We start from the raw sequence: 17,120 nt of genomic DNA, 5'->3' as shown, positions 1-17,120 counted from the left end.
GTAAATAATCATTATAAAGTTAGCCAAATATACTTTCATTTATACATACAGTTATTCATCAACCATTCTATATCCAACACCTATTTCTGTAAGTATATATTGTGGTGTTGCAGGATTTTTTTCAATTTTTCTTCTTAATCCTGCCATAAGAGCTCTCAGTGCCTGTGTATCATGTCCATACCCTTTTCCATATATTTCTTCAATAATCATATCTGTTGTTAAAACTTTTCCTGCATTCTTAAAAAATAAAACAAGTAATTGATATTCTAATGGTGTTACATGAATAGGTTGATCATTTAAATAGACTTGCCTTTTATCTAAGTCAATAGATAAATCCTTGACTTTATAATATGTTTGAATTTGAACTTGATTATAACGATAAAAATGTCTAAAAGCCACTTTAATCCTTGCCACTAATTCCGTTGCTGAAAAGGGTTTGGTTAAATAATCATCTGCCCCTAATTCTAATGCATCTGCTTTGTCTTTGTCTTTATCTCTGGCAGAAACAACAATAATAGGAATTTCTGAGAATTCTCGTAATCTTTGAATAATATCTACCCCATCCATATCTGGCAATCCCAAATCAAGTAATATTAAGTCTATATTTTCGTAAAAAATCTTTCGTAACGCATCTTGTCCGTTGCTGGCAGTAATGTATTGATAATTGTTATTTTCTAAACAATAACAAATAAATTTTCTAATTTGTACATCATCTTCAACAACTAATATTGTTTGATTCATATTCATCCTCCATTGGTAATGTTATTATAAATTGTGCTCCTTGATGATTCAGACACTCTTTGGCTTCAATAGTTCCTTGATGTGCCTCTATAATAGCTTTACATATTGTTAAACCAAGTCCTACTCCCTTAAAGGAATCAGAATAAGACTGATGTTGTGTATAGAACATTTCAAAAAGTTTTTGAGGATCCTCACCAAGAAAACCATCCCCGTAGTCCTCTACAACAAGATAACATTGATGATCTTGTTTGTAAGCATTAATGGCTATTTTTTCATTATTTGAAGTATGTTTAAAGGCATTATCCAGTAAATTAATAATGACTTGCTGAATCAGTTGTGCATCCATTGGAACCATCATGACTTCGTCAGGAACATGAACCTCAATCTGTCTCTCAGACATATTTTTTTGCACATGGGAAATAGCACTTCCTATAACTTCTTCTATCGCTTCATATTCTTTATGAATCACAAGTTTTCCTTCTTGTACTTTAGTTAAACTCAAAATATTTTGTACCATAAGATACAACCAATCAGCCTCTTGATAAATATCCTGTGCTAAATGATATGAGGAACTTGTTGGTTGGTTGATTCCCATAATCATTTCTGACGTTCCCATAATACCAGATAACGGTGTTCTTAAATCATGAGAAATGGAGCGTAAAAGATTGCTGCGATAATGTTCTTTAATACTTGCTTCATTTAATTTTAACTGTTCCTCTATTGAATAAATACGATCTAAGGCTAATGAAATATTATCTATCATAAGATAAAAGATATGTTTTTGGGTTTCATCCATATGTTGAAAATTATCATCTTTAAGAAAGAGAATTCCCAATAATCGTGAAACACCATATAAAGGAAAGAAAATATACATATCTTTGATAATATATTTTTGATTTTCATTACGAAAACAGTCAATAATATCTTGATGTTTATGTTCATTATGATAATCTAAAAAGATGAAATCTATTGGATAATGAAAATATTGATTTAATATATGATAGACTTCATCATAAAGTCTCTGTTTGTCTGTAATCTTTGAAAGATGATTTGTCAATTCATAAAGCATTTTCATATTTTGAGCATTTTTATATGCCTGATTCTGGGAAAGTTGGATACGTGAGGTTAATGTACTGACAATAATAGAGGTCAATGTCATAGATATAAAAGTTATAAAATATCTGGAATCATAAAATAATAATGTATAATAAGGTGCTGTAAAGAAATAATTAAATAAAAATGTTGCAATAATAGAACTAATTATTCCATAGATATATCCTTTTGTTAATAAGGAGATGATCAGTATAGAAATAATATAAATTAAAACAATCGTTATTTCAGACCAATCTAAATATTGAAAGAACAAGCCTACACAGGATGCTATAACTAATAATATAACTGTAATCAACAATGAGTGAATATAAGACTTGAATTTCATTTTCATTTTCACCTCTTGCTTTTATTAAATAACATATATCCATAGAAAGCAATCTTTTTATGATTATCTTTCCACGCAAAAAAGAATCACAATATTTTATAAGTGATTCTTTTTTTTAGTAATAGATTGTTATGTATCATTTCATAATAATTGTAATAAATCTATTGGTTTATCAAAAATATAAGTATAATAATCAATTCCTATATCTGATGTACTCCCTCCTCCACTTCGCATATTCAAAATCAATGTGAGCATTCTTTGAAGCTAATTATATAAATGACTTCATCTGGCTATAATTTTAATTTCTTTAAACATTCCAATAATGGTGCAGGAGTTGGTTTATGTTTATCTGTATCTTCTGCTAATACCTTTGCTTTCATATATTTATCTTCATCAATCATCGATCCAATATTTGATTCAATATCGTTGAAGTCAGACAAAAAATGTTACAATATTCACATTTTTCCACTGATGAAATAAATGGAAAAATGTGATTTTCAAACATCAAGTTACTTTGGAAAAATATTTCATCAAAACACAGGTATGACTCCCTCACAATATAGATCAACTCGATAAATTCATTTTCAAGATAAAAGAAGCTGTTACAAAAAAACAGCTTCTATCATTTTTGATATGCTCATTTTTAATATAATAAAACGAGCACATATATAAAGATCCTATTCTTCTAATTCATATCCTATATCTGTTAAAGTCATCTGTAATTTTTTTCTTTTGTTGTATTGATTATAGTGAAGATAATGTGCATAAAGTATGTCAATCATAATCAATGCTGGTATTTGTGGCGATATCTTATCTGAAACTGCCAAATTCTTTAGACCACTCATCAAAATAAATTCATCATAATAATCACGATACTTATATCTATTATAAGCTGACAACATGACTGTTTTCGCTCCTTTTTCTTTGGCAGCTTTTAACCCATCAATCACTTCACTTGTTTGTCCACTTACACTAATACCAAAGACTAAAGAGTTTTCATCAATACGTGTGATATTCATACGAATAGAGTGAGCTTCAACAAGATAATCCACATCTAGTCCCAGTCGCATAAATCGGAGTTTAAATTCTCTGCCAACAACACCTGATGACCCTATTCCATAAACATAAATACGCTTATATTCATCGAGCATCTTGGCTACACGAACCATCTGATCATTATCAATTAATGAATATGTCTTTTCTAAGACTTTCTGATAAAAATTCAAAACCTGTTTTGTCAGTACATCTAAATCTTTTACAACTTGTTGTGAATCTTGATATACATATACAAATTGACGATAACCTTTGAATCCTATTTTTTTCGCAAAACGTGATAATGATGCCTCAGAAACATATAATCTTTGAGAAACAGCTTTCGATGATAAATTTTCATCATTAACTTGATTCATAAAATAGTCTGCTATTCTTTTTTCTAATGGTGTTAATTTAGAATAAGCCATTTCAATCAACGGCAAAACACTTTGATTATATGTACGCATAATAATACCCCTATGCCATTATAACACTTATTTTTTATAATCATAAATATTTTTCAATGACTGGTGCTAAAATTTGAGTTAAACATTTGTACCCTTCTTCATTCAAATGTAATCCATCTTGATAATATTTGACTTTTGCCTCTTTGTTTTCATCTACAAAATCATCAAATGTCCATAATAATATTGTTTTTGAATCACATATCACTTCTTGATACTGCTGATAAATCATTTCAACAAGATCGTTACAACGAATACCTGGAACATGATGATAATCTTTGAGTGTTTCAATACAAGGTAGTGTAGACATCAATATAATTTGTGTATCAGGGCAATTCCCACGAATGAGATCAATTATATTTTTAACATTAACAGCAATATCTTTTGGTGAAAGCATGACTGTGTTTCCTAAATCATTAATACCAATCATCATAACAACAATCTTTGGTTGATATTTAATAACTGCTTCATCAACCATCCATAAAAGTTCATTTGAAGTTGCTCCTCCTATTCCACAATTATATATTGGTTTTATTTGAGGAAAGTATTTTTCTAAATCATACATCTCTGTAATAGAATCACCAAAGAATACAACACCACCTAGTAATGCAGTTTTTGTCTGTTTTACAATTGTCATCATTCTTTCCAGTTGCCCTTCTCTTAATTGATAATAACAAGGATTATACTTCATTGTTTCTCTCATAACATACCTCTATTTCCATTCCTATTTCAAACATTCTTTTCCATGGAAGATTTATTCTATGAATAATAACAGGATATTTTTGACTTATTTTGAGTGATTTATAATATTCTTGAAGTTTATCTTTAATAATCTGTTCTACTTGGTCCTGTTGATTTTTAAAATCATAATAAGATAATCCTAAACATGGTAAATTATAATTGACAACCTCTTTACGTACACATGCCTGATAAAAGACATCTTCAATAATTCTAAAACAAATATTTTTTATCATATTTGTTTCACCTAAACATGCCTGAGCTAAAGTTGTACCTAATGTATTACAATTTGTATTCCACCCTGCATAACTGATCAGTTTATCAAGTAGATTCAATTCGTCTAAATATTCAATTAATTGAATATCTCCGCCATTACTAAAAGCACTGTCACATAAAGCTACATGATAGCCCTGTTCAATATATTCTTGAATCGTATATGCAAAGTCAAGCAATTGGCGATAGCTTGTATATGTGATATCTTTCTCTTTTTCATCGACAAAAGATTCCTGCATAATTTTTCCAGGTGCATTGATAGCCAGTATGAAATCTGCTTCCTGTGGAGTAGCAACAATTCTTGCTCCACAAACTCTGATATGCGATTTTAAGCTTTCATACATAGGTCGATCTTCATAATTGGGGATAATTGTTGGACCTAATATTGAAGCATAATATGGATAAACTTTTGGTTTGAACTGATAGAAATCATGATAAGCTCTTGTCAGCAATGACAATGCAACTTCATCAGCACCAGGATAAATCATGACTTGTTGATCTAAATGCTTTTCTTTTAAGACTTGAATGACTTCTTGTTGTGATATCGCTGTATATCCATAAGGAGAAGAATCATCTTGTGGAATAACAAGAAAATCAATATCTTTATTTTCTAGATAAGACAGAATTTGAATATTGACAAATGTATTAAGATTTCTTCTTTTTTCATAATCATCTATAATATCTTGAGGAATACATATACTTTCCAATTCTTTTTCTTCTTCCATTGTCAATCCATGTCTTTGTTGATAATCCAATAAATATTTTCTTCTAAATAATTGATATCCATACTCTTCATAATAATCTGGTTCTTCTTGAGCAGAATTATATGATGGACATCTCATAATACAGTTAAAAGCATATATTTTTAGCTTTGGATTCATTTCTTTAAGACGTTTAATAATATTTAATCGTGATATAAGTTCTTCCTTTTTTTTGTTGTGTAAACGAGAAGGAATCAATCCACCATATACAAGCATATCTATTGATAAAACCATGTTATCAACTTGATGAATATGCTCATATATAAAACAATCAAGTTTTTCTAAAGAAGCTGGTTTTTTTTTATTCCCCAATAGTGATTGAGGTGGTATTATCAGTTCAATCTGATGATTTGTTTGAGAAATCATTTGTGGATATTGATAATTACATGGTCTTTCATCCAACGGTATCAGTAACGTTTTCATATAGTCCTCTCTTTCTCATAAATATCAATTAATGCTTCTAAAATACTTGGTTTTACAATAGCCTGTCTAGGATTTTCAAACTGACCTACATTATAGAAACAATCACTATATTCAATCATAGCAAAATCACTTGGGGAATCTCCTATAGCATAAATATAATCATTTTGAAAATTATTTTTTAAAGCTAGACCTTTAGATGCCTGACAACTCAATATTTCTAAAGAACTAGCTGATGTCAAAATAGCTTGTGTATTTTTATAATTATGATTAATCATATGGGCAATATCTTCTAAAATAGATGTTTGTCCAACAATCAAAAACAAAACAACTGGCTGACATAATATAATCTCTTCAAAATCTTGCTTAATTATATGAGAATCATAAAGCTCCTTAGGAAACTCTGGATCACGTTCACTTGTCCAATAACGATTAGAAACTGTATTCATTTCTATACGAACAGGATATTTTTTAATTTGTTCATAAATTTTGAAAGCATCGGATTTATTGAGCAATTCACTACAAAGATAATTTTCTTTAATGACAACAGCTCCATTTTGAGAAATTCTATGTTTGATTGATAATTGATATTTTTGTTGTACTTTTAATATGTCGTGGTCTAAACGACCTGTACAAATAGCTAATGTACATCCCATACTTTGAAGGAGATCAAGATATTTCAAAGTATGATCTCCCCCAATAATTTGATTTTGAGAATCCAATAATGTTCCATCTAAATCAAATACAACAATCTTATTCTTCACTTGTTTCTTCCTTTGTATTATTCATAACCTTAACAAATGGGATGTAGATAACGATTGATAAAACAAGAATAACTAATGCAACAATACCAGAAAGAACATCTCCCCCAGTTGCCAAGAAAGCACTTAAAACAGGTGGTGTCGTCCAAGGTGTCTGAACATAAGTATAAGCCATGACTCCAATAGATGTTGCTAAAGAACCAATACCTAAACCAACTAAAGTCGAAACAATCATAGGAATAATCAAGATAGGATTCATAACAACAGGTAATCCAAACATTAATGGTTCAGAAATATTAAACAATGCAGGTACGAAACCTAATTTAGCTATCGTACGATAGTCTTCACGTCTTGAAACAATAAAGATAGCCAACACTAAAGCCAACATATTTCCAGCACCACCCATGAACGCTACACTATCAAGGAATGGTTTTGTAATAATCGCTGCAGGTTCTACACCTGATGAAATAGCTTGAACATTGGCTGTTAAACTTGCCAAATAGATTGGTTCTAAAATTGGATTGAAAATATAAGCTGAATGAATACCAAATCCCCAAATTAACATATATAATGCATAAATAACAACTAAACCTATTGGTGATGAAACAATATTTGTAAATGGTGTTTGTATCCAATTAAAAATTAAATCATTTAATGGTGCTCCCAAAGCATCTGTGATGATTCGAGCAATACCAAAGATAATAACAGTTAAAGCAACAGGAACGATAGAATTTAATGAACGTGCAATTCCTGTAGGAACGCTATCAGGCATTTTAATAATTAATGCTTTAAATCCCATTAAAAATCTAAAAAGCTCTACCGATACTAACGCTGAAATAAATCCAGTAAACATTGCTGCTGCACCTAAATAATATGTTGTCACATATTCACCAAGCGTTGCATCTGCAACAAATGGTGTTAAGCATAGAAAACATACTAGAGCTGTCGCTCCAGCAATAGATGTATCCATTTTATATTGACTAGCAAGTGCTTTTGCTGTTGTAAAAACAAGCAACACTGTCATGATTGACATAGATGCTGAACTAATGACACTACCAAGTTGTGAAAAATCACTAAATGGAGTACCAAACCATTGCTCCAAATAATTTCCTTCACCTATTAAAACACTATTTATTAATGTAAACAATGATGCCGTAATAACAAGAGGCATAATTGCAATATAACCATCTCTAATCGCTGATAAATATCTATTTTTTGATAATTTTTCAGCTATTGGTAATAAAAAATTTGAAATTTTATCCATCATTTTTCTCACTTTCCTTTCTCATTTCTTTGACAAATCTTTGTGTAATGATTTGTGGTCTTGTGATAATCGAACCAACCACAACACTATAACATCCTAGTTCCAATACTCGCCTTGCTTTTTGTGGTGTATCAATATTTCCTTCTGCAATCACAGGATGTTTGACTCTTGCAAGTATTCTACGTATGATTTCAAAATCATTATGTTCAATCTTTAAATGCTGACTCTCTGGTGTATATCCAACAAGTGTTGTTCCAATAAAATCAAATCCCAATTCATCTGCATATAGCGCTTCTTCTATCGTCGAACAATCAGCCATCCATTTTTGTTGTGGATATTTTTCTTTAATCTGCTTAAAAAATGTTTCTAGTGTTATATGATAAGGTCTTAAGCGATTTGTCGCATCTAAAGCAATAATATCAGCTCCTGCTTTAACCAAATCATCAACTTCCTGAATCGTTGGTGTGATATATATATCACTATCATCATAATCTTTTTTAATGATACCAATAATCGGTAAAGAGACTTCATGACGAATAGCTTGAATATCTTCAACACTATTGGCTCTTATTCCCTTAGCACCTCCTTGATAGGCAGCCAATGCCATCTTTGACATAATATAAGATGAATGAAGCGGCTCATCTTCTAATGCCTGACATGAAACAATTAATTGATTTTTAAATTTCTCCATCTTCTCCCTCCTTGCCTAATCACACTATACGTTTTAAAATTCATTTTAACAACGCTTTCAAACCCTTTAGATTTTACTTTCAAAAATTTTTTAAAACTCATCTAAAATGATTATATTTTGAAAGTATTTTCAAAAAAAAGAATGACTTTTCATCTCTAAGTCATTCTATAAACTATTCATCATATAAAATAAAATTACAGAAAATATAATCAAAAAAACACCTGTAAGCAAAAAAACAAGTCCAACTATAGATAATTTCTCTGGTATCTTTTCCACAAAAGACATCTGTGGTTTAAAAGGATTATAGTAAACAGGCATACGTGATTCCAAAGGCCACATTTGCATAGCATCACGTTTACCCATTCTCCCACCAGCTATAGACAAATAGTCATTTTTTGTTACTTTTACAAAAGGTTCTTCTTGTGATTTCCAACTTTTCATCACATAACCACGAAAGCTTCTTTTCCTTCGATAAGTTTCTCCAAAAACACGATATTCAACAACTGGCACAATCACACCATTTCCTCTATAACCATAATCAACAACTTTTCCTTCAGTCATGTCTTGGCAAAGATGTATTTTTCTTTTTTGTAGAAATATAATCAAAAATCCAATAACTGTAAAAACAGCACCAAGACCTCCAAGAATTAAAAATACAAATAGTGTTGTTTCCTCTTTTGACATCTTCTCACTCCCCTTTACCTTTATTAAATACTATCTTTATATAAAAATCAACCATCATTATATTAGATAATTATCTAATATTGGTATTGACTTTTATCTAATTAGCATTATAATTTTATATGTATTGAATATATTATTAGATATCAATCTAATAAGGAGGTCATATCATGAAATATACACAATTAAAAAATGAAAAAGAATTTTTCAAATTAGCTATTGCATCAGCATTTAATCGTTTTGGTGACTCTATTGATGCTTTAGCTTTAACATGGCTTGTTTATGCAATCACTGGTGATGCTATGTATTCTGCCTTCAACTTTGGTATTAACTATTTACCAACTATTTTTTTGACACCTTTTATGGGAGCATTTATTGAAAAAAGAAATAAAAAAAGGCTCATGGCTTTAAGTGATTTTCTACGTTCATTATTAGTTATGCTCCTTATTCTTTTCTATATGTTTCAACAATTAAATGTTTATATCATTATGTTCACAACATTTATGATTTCTATTTTAGAAACCTTAAGAGTTCCTTCTTCTACACCAATGATTGCTTCTTTAGTTCCCAAGGAAAAATATGACATTGCACAATCTTTGCATACATCATTATCTAAATCATTAGAAATTGTTGGTATGGGATTAGCTGGCATCTTATTAAATAGCTTTGGAATCATGATCACTTTTATTATTGATTGTCTTTCATTTATAGTCAGTGGTCTTATGATTGGTCATATTCATTTTCATGATAATTCAAATATTCAAAAGCAATCAACGATTTCTTTATTAAAAGAAGGATTTCACTATACCCAAACAAAACAGTCATTGATTTATCTTTGCTTGATTTGTTGTTGTATCAATGCATTTTTAGTTCCTATTAATGCCTTTTCCAGTGCATTAAGCGTCGAAGTTTATCACAGTGGTCCACAGATGGTTGCTTACTTATCAATGGGCTTTAGTATAGGAAGTGTTTTAGGAGCGGCTCTTTATCCCTATATCAGTTCTTATATGAATGCTAAAAAAATGATACAGTCTTTATTTGCTGGAGCGAGTTTTTTCTATATCATGTCTATACTTATCTCTTATATCCCTATCACAATAATCAAATCTTTGCTTATTATGACACTTGCTATTCTATTTGGTATGATTGTTGTTTTTGCTAATATGTATGGTCAAATCATGGTTTTACAAAAAGTACACTCAAGTTATTTAGCACGTTTTAGTGCGATTATGAATTCTTTTGGTGTTTCTACCATTCCTCTTGTCTCATTTTTCATGAGTTTTTTAAGTTCTTTATTTTCTATTCAAAATATTTTTATTTTTACAGGAATATTTGTTATGATAATAGGAGGAATTCTATTATATAACTCTATTGATGAGGTGATTGATCAAGATGAAAAAGACAATATATAATGAACCTTTATGGTATAAGGAATGGAGAGATTTAGGATTTGAATGTGTGAATGGTCCAAAAGTGATTTCATTAGATATCAAACAAAAAAATGAACACTTTCAAAATCTCAAAAAGCAACATGATTTATTAATAAGGAAAGCTAAAAAAATAAAAAATCTGCAAACTTATTTTCAATCATATCAATTAGATAATAATGAAATTTTATGTTTGGCTGATTTTATTTTAAATGCATTTTTCTTTGTCAGTGAATTTCCAAAACATCATATGCAAGAAGAACTCATTCAAAAATTTACACATTTTGATACAAAGGAATTAAGAGAAGATACTTTAAAATTTATTGATTTTCAAAATGATTATATTGAAAGTATTAGAAAATTATCTATTGATAATGAAGCAAAATTGGATTTGATTGAAACACTTTATCATCCTGATAAAATGATTCATGGATTATTTGAGATCTTTAAACAGTTTCAAGAGATTTATCAATCTATTGATTATAATCCCATGCTTTTTAACTGTACTCACAATATCAATCAAGATGACTTAAATCAATTTTTTGGACATATTGGTTTAAAAATAGATGAAACACCTATCTCTATTTATCCTACTTTTGTTAATTACAATAAGCTTATATTAATGGTTGAAGATTATCATTATATTTTATTGATAGGAGCAGGTCTAGAAAATACAGCATTAACTTCATATCATGAATCACGTAGTGAACAACAAAAATTAGAATACTTTTTAAAAGTCTTAAGTGATAAATCCAAGTTTGAAATTTTAACTTTGTTGAAAAAGAAATCTATGTATGGTCATGAACTTGCGAAAGCTATGAATCTCAAAACTCCAACAATCTCTTATCATATGGATGCTTTGTTAGATGGAGATTTTATTCGTATTAGAAAAGAAAATAATCGTATTTATTATTCATTAAATGAAGCAGAAATTGAACATATGATTCAATATTTACATCAAAAACTATTAAAAGAATAAGAGTAAACCCCGTTATTTGTCTATTTTCATAACGGGGTATTTTAAACTTATCCTTTTTTTAGTCCTAATAAATATTCCTTATTCGCATGAGGATCATCACTAATAAATTTTGCCCATTGATACTGATGTGTCTTTTTAGCACATTCTAGAAGATATGTCTGATATTCATTGATTCTTTTGATTAACATCTGCTCACAGTCATCAATACCATACCTTCTGACAATAGCTGTTAATTCATAGACAACCAGTCCAATTGCATGTGTTTCTACATGAACTGTTCCACAACCCTGTCCAACAGCATGGCATAAAGCCTGATCTGATACATCTGTTATATCTTTAGCCATTGCATGTACAGCAAGTATAGCTTTTTTGGCTTCTGGCATTTTGATATCTCCTCTTGCCCATTGACGTGTTTTTTCAATAGCGACTCTAGGTCGATTGTCATCTGGATATTTATTTTCTAATGTGATGACGATTTCTTCCACAAATTTCAATGCCCACAAAACGAGGGCCTGATGTGATTGCTTTTTGATATCCGCCAACAAATCCTGTAAACAGGCACTTTCCCTTGAAAAAAGAATTTGATTTTTTCTTTTCCATTTGATTTTCATATCTGTTAAATCTATTTTATTCACTCTTTAACTCCCTGCCATTCATCATACCTTGACATGCCCATAGAATAATAAGCGCTAATATAAAATTCGTTGCTAATGAGGCCATTGAAAGCATAGTAAGAACCGTTGGCGTTAATGCATTCGTCATCATAAAAATCACTGTTAATATAACACTTGGTAAAGCACTGACAATCATAATCAACATACGCATCATGTTTTCAAAGACTTGTGTTGTACGACTTTTTAATAATCGTATTGTCAGCACACTAGCACTCATAAAAATAAAAATATAACCAAACATATTGATCAGATACATAAAAATGGTTAAAAATGTTTCATGATAATACATTCCCACAACAATAAAAGACAAAGTTCCAATGATGGATACTTTCATAAAAGTTGGAATCATCACAGCAATAAGCTTTTTATAAGGTTTATCAGGTATAAGATAGATCTGATAATTTTTTAATTCACCCACTAAATCACTGCTTTGCATCATCATAAATAACCAGATTATCATCATATAAATAAAGAAACCAAATCCTAAATCAGAAAAAATAGTTATAACCAGATAAATACCTATGGAAATAATATCATTCCATGAGATTATATTCCCTTTCTTTTTCATCAATAATAGATTTTTTGATAACACTGCATAAGCACCATCATAAAACCTTTTTACACTGGTTTTTTTCACTTTCACATTTCTTAAAGCATCTTGATTACCTGCTTTAAATTCTTTTAATTGTTTAGATAACTCTAATGAATCTTGTAATGCCTGTTCATAAAAATCACCTTTATAAGTAATAAATAATAGATAGATAATGACTAAACTTATAACCAAAAGCAATAATCCTAAACAAACCATCCCCATTTGAGAGGTCACATAAGAAATCAAAGTCAACTTTAACCAACCAAAAACAGGTACAAAATAAAACAGTGGTGATTCAATAAAATCAATCATAATTGTTTGAATCCTTCCTGTTTCTAAATATGTCAGTCCTAAAATAATCACCAGCACAATCCCAAATATTCCTGCGATTATATAGTTTATCTTTTTATATTTTTGATCACCTATTGATAAAATATAGCTATAATCAATAAAAACAAGAAAGATCATAATAGTTAACATACTACCTAATAATGCTAGTCCTATAAATCCAAAATCTACACTGATTCCCATATTCATACCAATAAAGAAAATCAATGCAAAAAATGATAACAATATGGATTGCAAAAAGGTTTGAAATGTTAAGAATGTCATAATTTGCTTTTTATGAAAGGGTCCACTAAATAAGAAATAAGCATCTTCTCCAGAAAACAAAGCTTTTCTTGAAGAAAGCATCGTAGAAAATAACATTAAAGCCAAAAATCCAACAAATAGTAAAATAGATGAATGCAATTCAAAATTCACAACCATATAACTTTGATCTTTTGGCAAAAATAAGAAACTATAAAATACAAAACCATATAAAAGGACAATAAAGCTCGTAAAGATTGCACTTGATGGCTTCTTAAAGAGATTTCTCACTGTCGCTTTTGTTTTCATAAACCATAATAAACATAATGATTTCATACTATTCTCCTTCAGTTAATTCAAAGAAGTAATCTTTTAAGCTCTCTTCTTGAAGTTCATCTTTTTTGATTCTTTTGATAATATGTCCTTCTTTCATAATATATGCTTCATCAAAAATATCACTGACAATATCAATAATATGTGTACTGATTAAAACGGCACATCCATTATCAGCTATATTTCTTAATAATTTAAGTGTTTCTTCAATACTTGCTGGATCTAACCCCACCATTGGCTCATCAACCAATAATGCTTTTGGTTCAATCATAAAGGCCAATAACATACTTAATTTCTGTGTCATACCTTTACTTAATTCTTTGGCCATCTTCTTTCTTTTTTCAGTCAATTGAAATAATTCTAAATATTTTTCTGCTTTTTGTTTATAGTTTTCAATCTGATAGGCATGACCAATAAAATCAATATGTTCTTCAACAGTTAATAAATCATAGAGAACTGGTGTTTCTGGCACATATCCAAAACATCGTTTCGCCTCAATTGAGGCATTATCATAACCACAAATGTCAATACTCCCCTCAAACTTTAAAAGATTTGCTATACTCTTAATTGTGGTTGATTTTCCTGCTCCATTAGGTCCTAATAGGATGGTAATCTTTCCACTTTCAGCAATCAGTTCAACATCATCGACTGCTTTAAAATCTCCATATTTTTTTGTCAGGTGTCGTATTTCTATCATATCATCCCTCCTCTTTCTTTTTTATTATATACCCCCCCTCCGATATTTTTGCAAGGGGCAAGCTGATAATTTTATTATAAGCTATCATAAATCAAATGTCATTGATTATCATATAAAAAAATCCTAACTTATCGTTAGAATCTTTTTTCATTAATTCATTTTCATCTCTATGATATCTACATTTTGATAATCAATATGATCATTGATGTCATAGACAATTTGACTCAGTACATAATATCCACCATTGATATAAATTTCAAAAATATGATAATCATAATAAATTTCTAAATCATAATGTCCATTTAATGGTGGTGTTTTATTCACATTACAAACTTTATCATGTTGAATGGAAACTTCCATTCTATCACAACATAAGCAATCATCCTGTATAAAAAGCTTCATGCCACCTAAACAAATTTGACTATTTGAGTATAATTTGACATGCATATAAAATGGTTCTTTCAAACTGACACTGTCTACTTGACGATGGAAGTATTGTTGAACATGTGGATGTACTGACTGATAAACATGATCATTTTTATATTCAAAAACCCTTGGCAATATATATAATCCTGTCCATGATTCATTTTCAACTGGTTCTCGCATACGCATCCAAGCTAGCATTGTGCGCTGACCATTCTCATCTAGAAAAGTTTGAGGCGCATAAAAATCTAAACCATAATCCAGATACATATAATCTCCCTGTTTTGTAATTGTCATAGTCTCTTCATCAAAGCTTACAGGCATAATAACAGCAACACTATCTGGCTGTGAATCTCGAATATGTTCTGGCGAAAAAATCATAAAGTATTGTCCATTGATTTCAAACAGATCAGGACATTCCCACATATCACCAATACGATCATCTAAAAAACGATTCTTATATGTAAAATGAACAGCATCTTCACTTTCATATAATAAAACTTCTCCACAATATCCTGTTTCACTTGGAACTTTACTACCTACAATTAAAGCATATTTCCCATTTTTCATTTTCCACACTTTAGGATCTCTTGTATGTCTCACATCTCCTAAAGCTTTATCTTCTATGACATCAATAATCTTTTGTTTTCCATCCTTATTATCAAAATGAAAACCATCATCAGATATCATTAATGCCTGTGATGCAATCAAATCATCATCACTATATTGGATATGTACATACTCAGGATTTTCTTTCGCATAGCGAATAGCCGTATAATAAAGATATAATTTTCCATCTTTTTCAATAGCTGAACCTGAAAAACAACCATTGCGATCATAAATTTTTGATGGATATAGGGCAATAGGGTAATGCTGAAAATGAATAAAATCTTTTGTCGTTGCATGTCCCCAATGCATTGTTCCCCAAAAATTTTCATATGGAAAATGCTGATAAAAAATATGATAATTTCCTTTATAATAAATTAAACCATTAGGATCATTAATCCAATGATATGGTGCTGTAAAATGTATTTTTGGTTTCATGATGTTTTCCTCCTTATATGTATCATAGCATTTTTTATTGATATGAAAAAGATTTTAAAATGTTCAATTCTCATAAAATGTTTTAAAATAGAAATAAAGAGAAGGTGTATATAATGTTGCAGGCTTTGGCTAGTGATATTGATAGAACTTTATTTTTTCATGAAAGACAGCCTCAAATTTCTTATGAAGATTGTGAAGCCATTCAAAATTATCAAAGCCTTGGACATCTCTTTGGTCTATGTAGTGGTCGTCCTTATCAAGGTGTTGTTCATTTGTTTCAAAATCTTCATCCTGATTTTTATATTATCACAAGTGGTTCTCTCATTTTAGATTGTGATTATAACGTGATTTATAAGCAGACGATTCCTAGCTCAATCATTCATCAGCTTTATCAGCAATATGATCATCAGGCTATCATAATTATTCACGCTGATGATTTTCAGACATATAAAACAAAAAAAGAATTTTCTGATGATGAATGCCTATTGTTTTCCGATATTCATGAGATAAAATATCCCATCTTAGGAATATCTCTTGTTTTTCATGATGAAAAAATTGCATATCAGCAAGCACAAAAAATTAATCACTTATATCCAGATATTGAAGGATTTCAAAATACTGATTCCATTGATATTGTACCTAAAGGATGTTCCAAAGGTACTGCCTTACAAAAGATTAAGGATTATTATCAAATCACAAACTTAGCTGGTATTGGCGATTCCTATAATGATATACCAATGCTGACAAATGTGGATATTCCTATCACTTTTGTTGATGCTCCTCAAACATTAAAAGATATAGCTCAGTATCACGTACATAGTGTTACTGAAGCGATTGCCAATTTAAAATGTTATAACAAAATAGAATGATGACTTCTTGTTATATGTTTAGCAAAATATATCTCTTTTATAATGAGAGATATACTTTTCTAAATGATAATTTTTTTCATGAAAATTAAAGTTCATATCTTATTTCTGCATATTTTTTTGATTTCATAAAAGCATATAGCTTTACGTGTATTGTTTTCTATAATAAAGGTATCAAGCAAACGAGTGAAAAAATGAATAAAATCGTATTTATTAATGTTGATGGAACATTA

Annotated in this window: 17 protein-coding genes; 4 read left to right on the top strand and 13 right to left on the bottom strand. The window is 29.7% G+C overall.

Going from position 1 to position 17,120, the window contains the following annotated elements; all coding sequences use genetic code 11:
- Positions 1 to 51 precede the first annotated feature (51 nt).
- On the bottom strand, positions 52 to 741 hold the full coding sequence (locus B5E87_RS04190) for a response regulator (protein WP_087243677.1): 690 nt from the start codon (positions 739 to 741) through the stop codon (positions 52 to 54).
- Positions 716 to 2,179, bottom strand: a complete 1,464-nt coding sequence (locus B5E87_RS04185; RefSeq protein WP_158095545.1) for a sensor histidine kinase — start codon at positions 2,177 to 2,179, stop codon at positions 716 to 718. The genes B5E87_RS04190 and B5E87_RS04185 overlap by 26 nt, the downstream gene beginning before the upstream one ends.
- Positions 2,180 to 2,659: 480 nt before the next feature.
- Between B5E87_RS04185 and B5E87_RS15675 the strand changes: the two genes are divergently transcribed.
- Positions 2,660 to 2,755, top strand: coding sequence for an AraC family transcriptional regulator (locus tag B5E87_RS15675; protein WP_087243675.1), 96 nt, complete (start codon positions 2,660 to 2,662; stop codon positions 2,753 to 2,755).
- 101 nt (positions 2,756 to 2,856) lie between these two features.
- Here B5E87_RS15675 and B5E87_RS04175 read toward each other — a convergent pair whose 3' ends face one another.
- The 7 genes from B5E87_RS04175 to B5E87_RS04145 all read right to left on the bottom strand — a co-directional run bounded on the left by B5E87_RS04175 (position 2,857) and on the right by B5E87_RS04145 (position 9,267).
- Positions 2,857 to 3,678, bottom strand: coding sequence for a MurR/RpiR family transcriptional regulator (locus B5E87_RS04175; RefSeq protein ID WP_087243674.1), 822 nt, complete (start codon positions 3,676 to 3,678; stop codon positions 2,857 to 2,859).
- A 40-nt stretch (positions 3,679 to 3,718) separates the two neighbouring features.
- The gene (locus tag B5E87_RS04170) at positions 3,719 to 4,378 is read right to left on the bottom strand and encodes a GDSL-type esterase/lipase family protein (protein ID WP_087243673.1); all 660 of its coding nucleotides are present in this window, start codon (positions 4,376 to 4,378) and stop codon (positions 3,719 to 3,721) included.
- Entirely contained in the window at positions 4,356 to 5,870 is a 1,515-nt protein-coding gene (locus tag B5E87_RS04165; RefSeq protein ID WP_087243672.1) for a DUF4127 family protein, read from the bottom strand. The genes B5E87_RS04170 and B5E87_RS04165 overlap by 23 nt, the downstream gene beginning before the upstream one ends.
- Complete coding sequence (locus B5E87_RS04160) at positions 5,867 to 6,631, bottom strand: HAD-IIB family hydrolase (protein ID WP_087243671.1); 765 nt, start codon at positions 6,629 to 6,631, stop codon at positions 5,867 to 5,869. The genes B5E87_RS04165 and B5E87_RS04160 overlap by 4 nt, the downstream gene beginning before the upstream one ends.
- Positions 6,621 to 7,892 carry a PTS sugar transporter subunit IIC gene (locus B5E87_RS04155; protein ID WP_241147123.1) on the bottom strand — a complete coding sequence of 424 codons (1,272 nt, stop codon included), beginning with the start codon at positions 7,890 to 7,892 and terminating at the stop codon, positions 6,621 to 6,623. Before B5E87_RS04155 ends, B5E87_RS04160 begins: the two co-directional genes overlap by 11 nt.
- Positions 7,885 to 8,583 carry an N-acetylmannosamine-6-phosphate 2-epimerase gene (locus B5E87_RS04150; RefSeq protein ID WP_087243669.1) on the bottom strand — a complete coding sequence of 233 codons (699 nt, stop codon included), beginning with the start codon at positions 8,581 to 8,583 and terminating at the stop codon, positions 7,885 to 7,887. Before B5E87_RS04150 ends, B5E87_RS04155 begins: the two co-directional genes overlap by 8 nt.
- Positions 8,584 to 8,748: 165 nt before the next feature.
- Positions 8,749 to 9,267 carry a DUF3592 domain-containing protein gene (locus B5E87_RS04145; RefSeq protein ID WP_087243668.1) on the bottom strand — a complete coding sequence of 173 codons (519 nt, stop codon included), beginning with the start codon at positions 9,265 to 9,267 and terminating at the stop codon, positions 8,749 to 8,751.
- Between the two features lie 167 nt (positions 9,268 to 9,434).
- Here B5E87_RS04145 and B5E87_RS04140 point away from each other — a divergent pair, with 167 nt between their 5' ends.
- Both B5E87_RS04140 and B5E87_RS04135 read left to right on the top strand, forming a co-directional pair.
- The gene (locus B5E87_RS04140) at positions 9,435 to 10,676 is read left to right on the top strand and encodes an MFS transporter (RefSeq protein ID WP_087243667.1); all 1,242 of its coding nucleotides are present in this window, start codon (positions 9,435 to 9,437) and stop codon (positions 10,674 to 10,676) included.
- Positions 10,657 to 11,670 carry an ArsR/SmtB family transcription factor gene (locus B5E87_RS04135; RefSeq protein WP_087243666.1) on the top strand — a complete coding sequence of 338 codons (1,014 nt, stop codon included), beginning with the start codon at positions 10,657 to 10,659 and terminating at the stop codon, positions 11,668 to 11,670. Before B5E87_RS04140 ends, B5E87_RS04135 begins: the two co-directional genes overlap by 20 nt.
- A 47-nt stretch (positions 11,671 to 11,717) precedes the next feature.
- Here the strand turns inward: B5E87_RS04135 and B5E87_RS04130 are convergent, their stop codons facing one another.
- The 4 genes from B5E87_RS04130 to B5E87_RS04115 form a co-directional block, all read right to left on the bottom strand.
- Positions 11,718 to 12,305: a putative immunity protein gene (locus B5E87_RS04130; RefSeq protein WP_206399229.1), complete on the bottom strand. Its 588-nt coding sequence runs from the start codon at positions 12,303 to 12,305 to the stop codon at positions 11,718 to 11,720.
- The gene (locus B5E87_RS04125) at positions 12,298 to 13,860 is read right to left on the bottom strand and encodes a putative ABC exporter domain-containing protein (RefSeq protein WP_087243665.1); all 1,563 of its coding nucleotides are present in this window, start codon (positions 13,858 to 13,860) and stop codon (positions 12,298 to 12,300) included. The genes B5E87_RS04130 and B5E87_RS04125 overlap by 8 nt, the downstream gene beginning before the upstream one ends.
- A gap of 1 nt (position 13,861) precedes the next feature.
- Positions 13,862 to 14,554, bottom strand: a complete 693-nt coding sequence (locus tag B5E87_RS04120; RefSeq protein WP_087243664.1) for an ABC transporter ATP-binding protein — start codon at positions 14,552 to 14,554, stop codon at positions 13,862 to 13,864.
- Positions 14,555 to 14,704: 150 nt separating this feature from the next.
- Positions 14,705 to 16,021 carry a glycoside hydrolase family 32 protein gene (locus B5E87_RS04115; RefSeq protein ID WP_087243663.1) on the bottom strand — a complete coding sequence of 439 codons (1,317 nt, stop codon included), beginning with the start codon at positions 16,019 to 16,021 and terminating at the stop codon, positions 14,705 to 14,707.
- Between the two features lie 113 nt (positions 16,022 to 16,134).
- On the opposite strand from B5E87_RS04115, the gene B5E87_RS04110 reads away from it, so the two are divergent.
- The gene (locus B5E87_RS04110; protein ID WP_087243662.1) at positions 16,135 to 16,890 is read left to right on the top strand and encodes an HAD-IIB family hydrolase; all 756 of its coding nucleotides are present in this window, start codon (positions 16,135 to 16,137) and stop codon (positions 16,888 to 16,890) included.
- Positions 16,891 to 17,120 lie beyond the last annotated feature (230 nt).

The sequence above is a fragment of the Massilimicrobiota sp. An142 genome (genome assembly GCF_002160725.1).
Classification (GTDB): domain Bacteria; phylum Bacillota_I; class Bacilli_A; order Erysipelotrichales; family Coprobacillaceae; genus Allocoprobacillus; species Allocoprobacillus merdigallinarum.
Note: the sequence above shows the minus strand (reverse complement) of the source record. Positions and strands in the feature narration are given on the sequence as shown.

What these genes read in the sequence shown, in the direction of transcription:
- B5E87_RS04190 (WP_087243677.1), bottom strand. Translation starts at nt 741, where the DNA reads ATGAATCAAACAATATTAGTTGTTGAAGATGATGTACAAATTAGAAAA.
- B5E87_RS04185 (WP_158095545.1), bottom strand. Translation starts at nt 2,179, where the DNA reads ATGAAATTCAAGTCTTATATTCACTCATTGTTGATTACAGTTATATTA.
- B5E87_RS15675 (WP_087243675.1), top strand. Translation starts at nt 2,660, where the DNA reads ATGGAAAAATGTGATTTTCAAACATCAAGTTACTTTGGAAAAATATTT.
- B5E87_RS04175 (WP_087243674.1), bottom strand. Translation starts at nt 3,678, where the DNA reads ATGCGTACATATAATCAAAGTGTTTTGCCGTTGATTGAAATGGCTTAT.
- B5E87_RS04170 (WP_087243673.1), bottom strand. Translation starts at nt 4,378, where the DNA reads ATGAGAGAAACAATGAAGTATAATCCTTGTTATTATCAATTAAGAGAA.
- B5E87_RS04165 (WP_087243672.1), bottom strand. Translation starts at nt 5,870, where the DNA reads ATGAAAACGTTACTGATACCGTTGGATGAAAGACCATGTAATTATCAA.
- B5E87_RS04155 (WP_241147123.1), bottom strand. Translation starts at nt 7,892, where the DNA reads ATGGATAAAATTTCAAATTTTTTATTACCAATAGCTGAAAAATTATCA.
- B5E87_RS04150 (WP_087243669.1), bottom strand. Translation starts at nt 8,583, where the DNA reads ATGGAGAAATTTAAAAATCAATTAATTGTTTCATGTCAGGCATTAGAA.
- B5E87_RS04145 (WP_087243668.1), bottom strand. Translation starts at nt 9,267, where the DNA reads ATGTCAAAAGAGGAAACAACACTATTTGTATTTTTAATTCTTGGAGGT.
- B5E87_RS04140 (WP_087243667.1), top strand. Translation starts at nt 9,435, where the DNA reads ATGAAATATACACAATTAAAAAATGAAAAAGAATTTTTCAAATTAGCT.
- B5E87_RS04135 (WP_087243666.1), top strand. Translation starts at nt 10,657, where the DNA reads ATGAAAAAGACAATATATAATGAACCTTTATGGTATAAGGAATGGAGA.
- B5E87_RS04125 (WP_087243665.1), bottom strand. Translation starts at nt 13,860, where the DNA reads ATGAAATCATTATGTTTATTATGGTTTATGAAAACAAAAGCGACAGTG.
- B5E87_RS04120 (WP_087243664.1), bottom strand. Translation starts at nt 14,554, where the DNA reads ATGATAGAAATACGACACCTGACAAAAAAATATGGAGATTTTAAAGCA.
- B5E87_RS04115 (WP_087243663.1), bottom strand. Translation starts at nt 16,021, where the DNA reads ATGAAACCAAAAATACATTTTACAGCACCATATCATTGGATTAATGAT.
- B5E87_RS04110 (WP_087243662.1), top strand. Translation starts at nt 16,135, where the DNA reads ATGTTGCAGGCTTTGGCTAGTGATATTGATAGAACTTTATTTTTTCAT.